Origin of the sequence: Streptomyces sp. NRRL WC-3549 (genome assembly GCF_000721935.1) — a bacterium.
Classification (GTDB): domain Bacteria; phylum Actinomycetota; class Actinomycetes; order Streptomycetales; family Streptomycetaceae; genus Streptomyces.
In genome coordinates this window covers 126613-133096 of sequence record NZ_KL585391.1, presented here as the reverse complement: position 1 = coordinate 133096, position 6484 = coordinate 126613, and the positions used below count along the sequence as shown (strand labels likewise).

Annotated in this window: 6 protein-coding genes and 2 pseudogenes; 7 read left to right on the top strand and 1 reads right to left on the bottom strand. The window is 71.2% G+C overall.

Annotated features, from left to right (window positions below; genetic code table 11):
• Window positions 1-331 (bottom strand): annotated as a pseudogene (locus IH13_RS0109185) (MFS transporter); the annotation flags it as partial.
• A 352-nt stretch (window positions 332-683) separates the two neighbouring features.
• Here IH13_RS0109185 and IH13_RS0109180 point away from each other — a divergent pair.
• From IH13_RS0109180 to era, 7 genes and pseudogenes are all read left to right on the top strand, one after another.
• Window positions 684-1808, top strand: a complete 1125-nt coding sequence (locus tag IH13_RS0109180; protein ID WP_031082736.1) for a carbohydrate kinase family protein — start codon at window positions 684-686, stop codon at window positions 1806-1808.
• A 104-nt stretch (window positions 1809-1912) separates the two neighbouring features.
• Window positions 1913-2884 (top strand): annotated as a pseudogene (locus IH13_RS37070) (PhoH family protein).
• A gap of 12 nt (window positions 2885-2896) precedes the next feature.
• The gene (gene ybeY / locus IH13_RS0109170) at window positions 2897-3394 is read left to right on the top strand and encodes an rRNA maturation RNase YbeY (protein WP_031082735.1); all 498 of its coding nucleotides are present in this window, start codon (window positions 2897-2899) and stop codon (window positions 3392-3394) included.
• Window positions 3391-4674: a hemolysin family protein gene (locus tag IH13_RS0109165; RefSeq protein WP_031082733.1), complete on the top strand. Its 1284-nt coding sequence runs from the start codon at window positions 3391-3393 to the stop codon at window positions 4672-4674. The genes ybeY and IH13_RS0109165 overlap by 4 nt, the downstream gene beginning before the upstream one ends.
• Complete coding sequence (locus tag IH13_RS0109160) at window positions 4671-5024, top strand: MmcQ/YjbR family DNA-binding protein (protein ID WP_031082731.1); 354 nt, start codon at window positions 4671-4673, stop codon at window positions 5022-5024. The genes IH13_RS0109165 and IH13_RS0109160 overlap by 4 nt, the downstream gene beginning before the upstream one ends.
• Before the next feature lie 52 nt (window positions 5025-5076).
• A complete protein-coding gene (locus tag IH13_RS0109155; RefSeq protein WP_031082729.1) occupies window positions 5077-5430 on the top strand; it encodes a hypothetical protein in 354 nt (117 codons plus the stop codon).
• 51 nt (window positions 5431-5481) lie between these two features.
• A complete protein-coding gene (gene era, locus IH13_RS0109150; protein ID WP_199814621.1) occupies window positions 5482-6456 on the top strand; it encodes a GTPase Era in 975 nt (324 codons plus the stop codon).
• Window positions 6457-6484 lie beyond the last annotated feature (28 nt).

Below are 6484 nucleotides of genomic sequence, written 5' to 3'. Positions count from 1 at the left end.
CCGTACCGGAGCCGAGCCCGCCGGCCACCACACCGGCGACGACCAGCGGTACCGAACCGGTCAGCGCCGCGCAGCCGTAGCCCAGCACGGCCAGGACCAGTCCGGCGCGCGCGGTCCGGCACGCCCCGTACCGCTCCACGCGTCCCGCCAGCGCGAAGCCGGCCGAGGCGGAGCTGAGCAGGAGGGCGCTGCCCACCACCCCGGCCTGAGCGGTGGTCAGTTCCAGGTGGACGCCGAGGCGGCCGACGAGAGTGGGGAGCAGATAGGCGGCGAGGTAGCCGGCGGTGAACACGGCGACCAGGGGCCACGCGGCGCGAGGGCGCGAGGACATGGGCGTTCCTGAAGACATGCCGAGGAGGCAGGAAAAGGCAGGGGAGGGTGGAGCGGAGATGACGCGAAGGAGGCGAAAGCCAGAAAAAGCGGGAGACGCGGCACTCGTCGTCAACTGTCCCGAACGGTGCTCGCGGGCCAATTTGTATCAAGCGTGCGCGGTCGGCGGAAAGGCGACCCGCTGTGATCTGGACCACTTATGTGTTTAGTGCCGTCACCATCGGGTAGTCGCCCACGTTTACGCAGGTCGGAGGGTGGTGTCCGGGGCGGCGCGGGCCCGGCGGACGGTACGCCGAATCGGGCACACTGGCCGGAATCCACATGTCCAGATCAGTCGGGGCCGGGAGGCGCACGTGCACACTCACAATCCAGGCATCGACCCGCTGCTCGGGCTGCGCGCCCCCCAGGACCCGGCCTGCGACGTCTTCCTCACCGGCACGGTCTTCCTGGACATCGTCTTCACGGGCCTGGACAGCGCCCCGGTACGCGGCACGGAGTCCTGGGCCCGGGGCATGGGCTCCAGTCCGGGGGGCGTCGCCAACATGGCCACCGCGCTCGCCCGGCTCGGGCTGCACACCTCGCTGGCCGCCGCCTTCGGCGACGACCACTACGGCGAGTACTGCTGGGACGCCCTCGCGCAGGGCGAGGGCATCGACCTGTCCATGTCGCACACCGTGCCCGGCTGGCACTCGCCGGTCACCGTCTCCATGGCGTACGAGGGCGAGCGCACCATGGTCTCGCACGGCCACGAGGCCCCCGCCCCGGCCACCGCCCCGCTACCGGGCCGCACCTTCCCGCACTGCCCGCCCCGGGCCCGCGCCGCCGTCGCCTCGCTCACCCCGGGCCGCAGCGAGCCCTGGGTGGCCGCGGCGGCCCGCAACGGCGCCATGATCTTCGCCGACGTCGGGTGGGACGAGACGGGCCGCTGGGACCTGGACGCCCTGCCGGACCTCGGGCACTGCCTCGCCTTCCTCCCCAACGCCGAGGAGGCCATGCGCTACACCCGCACCGACTGCCCGCGTGCCGCCGCCCACGCCCTGGCCGAACGGGTACCGCTCGCCGTCGTCACGCTGGGCGCCGAGGGCGCGTACGCGGTGGACGGGGCGACCGGGACCGCCGCCGAGGTCCCCGCCATCGAGGTGGAGGCCCTGGACCCCACCGGGGCGGGGGACGTCTTCGTCGCCGGTTTCGTCACCGGGACCCTGGCCGGCTGGCCGCTGGCCGACCGCCTCGCCTTCGCCGGGCTGACCGCGGCGCTCTCGGTGCAGGAGTTCGGCGGCTCGCTCTCCGCGCCCGGCTGGACGGAGGTCGCCGCCTGGTGGCAGCAGGTGGGCACCTGTGCCGGCCAGGACCCGGCCGCCCTGGAGCGGTACGCCTTCCTGGCGGACCTGCTGCCCGCCGCCGCCCGGGCCTGGCCGCTGCGGCGGGCCGTACCCACCATCGGTTTCCGCAGTGAAGGGCGGACGGCGGCCGGGTAAAACCTCTCGGTGTCACCGGTCGGGCGACGTACGCTGGTAGTCCGGTGGACGTCGACCGGCGACGTCCCTCAACGGGAGGTATGCGCAGGCCCGAGGGCCGGCCCATGACTCACTCACCCACACGGCCACAGGCGCGTGCCCAGATCACGGTCCCGCCCGCACACCCCATGGTGATGCTGCTCGGATCAGGGGACTCGCTTCTGCGCGTGATCGAAACGGCGTTCCCGGCCGTCGACATCCATGTCCGGGGCAACGAGATAAGCGCGACCGGGGACGCGGCGGACGTCGCCCTGGTCCAGCGCCTTTTCGACGAGATGGTGCTGGTGCTGCGCACCGGTCTGCCGATGACGGAGGACGCTGTGGAACGCTCGATCGCCATGCTCAGGGCGAGCGGCGACGGCGGCGGTGACGGAGCCGAGACCCCCGCCGAGGTACTCACCCAGAACATCCTCTCCAGCCGCGGCCGCACGATCCGTCCCAAGACGCTCAACCAGAAGCGGTACGTGGACGCCATCGACCGGCACACGATCGTCTTCGGGATCGGTCCGGCGGGCACCGGGAAGACCTATCTCGCCATGGCGAAGGCCGTCCAGGCCCTCCAGTCCAAGCAGGTCAGCCGCATCATGAGATGTGTATAAGAGACAGACCCGTATCTGCGCCCGCTCTACGACGCCCTGCACGACATGCTCGACCCCGACTCGATCCCGCGGCTGATGGCCGCCGGCACGATCGAGGTGGCGCCGCTGGCCTACATGCGGGGCCGGACCCTGAACGACGCCTTCATCATCCTGGACGAGGCGCAGAACACCAGCGCCGAGCAGATGAAGATGTTCCTCACCCGCCTCGGCTTCGACTCGAAGATCGTCGTCACCGGTGACGTCACGCAGGTCGACCTGCCGAGCGGCACCAAGAGCGGTCTGCGCCAGGTCCAGGAGATCCTGGAAGGCATCGAGGACGTGCACTTCTCCCGGCTCACCTCCGAGGACGTCGTCCGGCACAAGCTCGTCGGCCGTATCGTCGACGCGTACGAGAAGTACGACCACGCACAGGGCCCGACCGGCCGCAACGGGAAGTAGTCGCAGCGCACCATGTCGATCGACGTCAACAACGAGTCCGGAACCGAGGTCGACGAGCAGGCCGTCCTCGACATCGCCCGCTACGCGCTGGCCCGGATGCGGATCCACCCGCTGTCGGAGCTGTCGGTGATCGTGGTGGACGCCGCGGCCATGGAGCAGCTCCACATCCAGTGGATGGACCTCCCCGGCCCGACCGATGTCATGTCCTTCCCGATGGACGAGCTGCGTCCGCCGGCCAAGGACGGCGAGGAGCCCCCGCAGGGGCTCCTCGGTGACATCGTGCTCTGCCCGGAGGTCGCCAAGAAGCAGGGCGAGGACGCCCCGACCGGGCACTCCATGGACGAGGAACTGCAACTCCTCACCGTCCACGGGGTGCTGCACCTCCTCGGGTACGACCACGAGGAGCCGGACGAGAAGGCCGAGATGTTCGGCCTCCAGGCCGCGATCGTCGACGGCTGGCGCGGTGAGCGCGGACTGACCGGTCCGTCCCCCGCCCCCACCGTCTCGTGAGCCTGGGCCTTCTCTCCGGCGCCGTCCTGCTGGTCGTCGTCGGCTGGCTGGCGGCCTGCGCCGAGGCCGGGATCGCCCGTACGTCGAGCTTCCGGGCCGCCGAGGCCGTACGGGCGGGGCGGCGCGGCAGCGCCAAGCTGGAGCAGGTCGCCGCCGACCCCACCCGCTACCTCAACGTGGCCCTGCTCGTCCGGGTCGCGTGCGAGATGGCGGCCGGGGTGCTGGTCACCTACGCCTGCCTCCAGGAGTTCGCCAGGACCTGGCAGGCGCTGGCCGTCGCCATGGCCGTCATGGTCCTGGTCAGCTACGTCGCCATCGGGGTGTCACCGCGCACCATCGGCCGCCAGCACCCGCTCAACACGGCGACCGCGTCCGCGTACGTCCTGCTGCCGCTGGCCAGGATCATGGGTCCGGTCCCGCAGCTGCTGATCCTCCTGGGCAACGCGCTGACCCCCGGCAAGGGCTTCCGCAAGGGCCCCTTCGACAGCGAGGCCGAACTGCGCGCCATGGTCGACCTCGCCGAGCAGGAGTCGCTCATCGAGGACGAGGAGCGCCGCATGGTGCACTCGGTCTTCGAGCTGGGGGACACCCTCGTACGCGAGGTGATGGTGCCCCGCACCGACCTGGTGTGCATCGAGCGGTACAAGACGGTCCGCCAGGCGCTGACGCTCGCCCTGCGCTCCGGGTTCTCCCGGATCCCGGTCACCGGGGAGAACGAGGACGACATCGTCGGCATCGTCTACCTCAAGGACCTGGTCCGCAAGACGCACATCAACCGGGACGCGGAGGCCGACCTGGTCTCCACGGCGATGCGCCCGGCCTCCTTCGTCCCCGACACCAAGAACGCCGGGGACCTGCTGCGCGAGATGCAGAAGGACCGCAGCCACGTCGCCGTCGTCATCGACGAGTACGGCGGCACGGCGGGCGTCGTCACCATCGAGGACATCCTGGAGGAGATCGTCGGGGAGATCACCGACGAGTACGACCGGGAGATCCCGCCCGTCCAGGAACTGGAGAACGGCTGCTACCGGGTCACCGCCCGTCTCGACCTCGGCGACCTCGGCGACCTGTTCGGCCTCGACGAGTACGACGACGAGGACGTGGAGACGGTCGGCGGACTGCTCGCCAAGGAGCTCGGCCGGGTGCCGATCGCCGGGGCGTCCGCGGTCGTCGCGTTCCCGGACGGACGCGGGGTCCGGCTGACGGCGGAGTCCCCGGCGGGCCGCCGCAACAAGATCGTCACCGTGCTGGTGGAACCGGAGGGGACCCAAGAGGCATGACGCCCCAGGAACTGCGCGCCTTCTGCCTGGAGTTCGAGGCGAGCACCGAGGAGTTCCCCTTCGGGCCCGAGGCATCGGTCTTCAAGGTCCTGGGGAAGATGTTCGCCCTCAGCGCGCTGGACGCCAGGCCGCTCACGGTCAACCTCAAGTGCGACCCGGACGAGGCGGTGCGGCTCCGCGAGGAACACCCCGCGATCGTCCCCGGGTGGCACATGAACAAGCGCCACTGGAACACCGTGACCGTCGAGGACCTCCCGGCGCCGATGGTCCGCGAGCTCGTCGAGGACAGTTACGACCTGGTGGTGGCCGGTCTTCCGAAGGCACAGCGCCTCCGGCTCGACCGGCCGTGACCCCGTGGGGGCGGCCCGGCGAGCGCGGTCCCGGGCTCCGTATGCTCAGCACATGACAGAGAGCGCCGAACTCGGCCCCGAGGACCGCAAGATCGTCACGCTGGCACGCAGCGTCCGTGCCCGCAACCAGGTGCCGGAGGGTGCCGCCGTACGCGACGAGACGGGGCGCACCTACGCGGCCGGCACCGTGGCCCTGGAGTCGCTGCGGCTCAGCGCGCTGCAGACCGCCGTGGCCATGGCGGTCGCCGGAGGTGCCACCTCGCTGGAGGCCGCCGCGGTCGTCTCCGGCGCCGAGGGCCTCTCCGACCAGGACCGGGCCGCCGTACGCGACCTGGGCGGGCCGGACACACCCGTGCTGCTCGCCGGGCCCGACGGGACGCTCAGGGCCTCGGTCTCCGCGGGCTGAACGGGGACGGCGGCGACCTGCTGTGCACCACCGCCGCCGGGATCGGGGAGAATGGGCGCCATGAGCGCTCGACCGAACACTGAAGCCGCTGCGCGGCAGGCGGAGAACACGGCCCCCCACCGGGCCGGCTTCGCCTGCTTCGTGGGCCGTCCCAACGCGGGCAAGTCCACCCTCACGAACGCTCTGGTCGGGAGCAAGGTGGCGATCACCTCCAACCGCCCCCAGACCACCCGGCACACGGTGCGCGGCATCGTGCACCGCCCCGACGCCCAGCTGGTCCTGGTGGACACACCGGGCCTCCACAAGCCGCGCACCCTGCTCGGGGAGCGGCTGAACGACGTCGTACGGACCACCTGGGCCGAGGTCGACGTCATCGGCTTCTGCCTGCCCGCCGACCAGAAGCTCGGCCCCGGTGACAAGTTCATCGTGAAGGAGCTCGCGGGGATCAGGAAGACCCCGAAGATCGCGATCATCACCAAGACCGACCTGGTCGACTCCAAGACCCTCGCCGAGCAGCTGCTGGCCGTCTCACGCCTGGGCGAGGAGCTCGGCTTCGAGTGGGCGGAGATCGTCCCGGTCTCCGCCGTCCAGGACCGCCAGGTCGGCCTGCTGGCCGACCTGATCGCCCCGCTCCTGCCCGAGAGCCCGCCGCTCTACCCGGAGGGCGACCTCACCGACGAGCCCGAGCTGGTCATGGTCGCCGAGCTCATCCGTGAGGCCGCGCTGGAGGGCGTACGGGACGAGCTGCCGCACTCGATCGCGGTCGTCGTCGAGGAGATGCTGCCCCGCGAGGACCGCCCGGCCGACAAGCCGCTGCTGGACATCCACGCGAACGTCTACATCGAGCGCCCCAGCCAGAAGGGCATCGTCATCGGCCCGAAGGGCAAGCGGCTGAAGGACGTCGGCACGAAGTCGCGCAAGCACATCGAGGCGCTGCTCGGCACCCCGGTCTTCCTCGACCTGCACGTCAAGGTCGCCAAGGACTGGCAGCGCGACCCCAAGCAGCTGCGCAAGCTGGGCTTCTGAGCGAGGCGTACCGGAAGGGGCCGGGACC